The sequence below is a fragment of the Nonlabens sp. genome, assembly GCF_018401815.1.
In the GTDB taxonomy this organism is placed as follows: Bacteria; Bacteroidota; Bacteroidia; order Flavobacteriales; family Flavobacteriaceae; genus Nonlabens.
Genome location: NZ_JAGYKG010000027.1, coordinates 1 through 1363, shown reverse-complemented (window position 1 = coordinate 1363; position 1363 = coordinate 1). Strand labels below are relative to the sequence as shown.

At 37.1% G+C, this 1363-nt stretch carries 2 protein-coding genes; one reads left to right on the top strand and one right to left on the bottom strand.

Going from position 1 to position 1363, the window contains the following annotated elements; all coding sequences use genetic code 11:
- A partial coding sequence (locus KG732_RS12980) for an SLC13 family permease (RefSeq protein ID WP_213524460.1) occupies positions 1 to 495 on the bottom strand: 495 nt, incomplete at its 3' end.
- 206 nt (positions 496 to 701) lie between these two features.
- Between KG732_RS12980 and KG732_RS12975 the strand changes: the two genes are divergently transcribed.
- Positions 702 to 1363: RimK family alpha-L-glutamate ligase (locus KG732_RS12975; RefSeq protein WP_213524458.1), on the top strand; the 662-nt coding region annotated here is incomplete at its 3' end.

The following is a 1363-nucleotide window of genomic DNA, read 5'->3' as shown; positions in this document are numbered from 1 at the left end:
ACTATTCACGACTAGATTTGTTGAAGTACCAATCAAAGTGCAAGTACCGCCCATTATCGCAGCATAAGATAAAGGGATTAAATATTTAGAAGGATAATCTTTTAATTTTTCAGCAAGCACAATAATTACCGGCGTTAAAATAATCACTACCGGCGTATTATTCACAAAAGCTGAGACAACTAATACCACTAGGATCATGGAGCCGATGGCTAAATATTTATTTTTGGTCGCAAGTTTTAATAAAAACCGACCAAGGGTATCAATGATGCCGGTTTGATCTAAGGCGGCACTAATAATAAATAGACAAGCAATGGTAATTGGTGCGCTATTACTAAAAACGCTCATCATATCTTTAGTGTCAATCGCACCGACAATTAAAAGAAAGACCATGCCAGTAACTGCAACTAAATGCGGCCGCACTCGTTGATATAAAAAACCAATAAAGACGCTGATCAAGACAACGTACGTAATAACAATATAAAAATGTTCTGACATAACTAAATTTATCGAGCAGCCTCCTTGGGCAAGAATTGTAACAAAAAACCAATCTCTTTCCTATGATATCTTTAGCTTAGATCTATTAGCTTGAGACTGGCTTGGTATTTTTGAAGATGTAAGTCCTGGTAAATTAAAGGATGAATACAAATAAACAAAACTTGTGTCCCTAATAATAAAAGATAAAAATATTACAAAAAAAAATAATGAAAGTTCACATCATTCACGAAAACGAGGAATGGACTCGTCCCTTAGTAGCTGCTCTTGAGCAGTTGCAAGTACCCTTTGTTGATTGGCATGTGGAACAGGCGAGTATTGATCTAGGCACAGCCCCGCCTCAAGGAATTTTTTATAATAGAATGAGCGCTAGTTCTCACGCCAGAGGTCACCGCTTTGCACCAGAATACACCGCAACTATTTTACATTGGTTAGAGTCGCATCAACGGCGAGTAATTAATAACAGCAACGCCTTAGCTTTAGAAATTAGTAAATCATTACAATATGCTCGTTTGCAAGAGGCAGGCATTACAACACCAAGATCAATATGTTGTAGCAGCCCAAAACAAATCATCGCTGCTGCAAAACATTTTAAAGAACCATTTATCATCAAGCACAATAGAGCAGGTCGTGGTTTAGGCGTGAAATTATTCAACAATCAAGCAGAATTAGAAAAACATGTACACAGTTCATCTTTTGAAAACTCCGTGGATGGGATTACTATTCTTCAAGAATATATCGAGGCTAATCCAAAAGTCATCCACCGCCTAGAATTTATTAATTCCCAATTTTTTTATGCAGTGCAAGTAGATGCTAGCGATTCTTTTGAACTGTGTCCGGCGGATGCATGTAATATTGAAGAACAATTTTG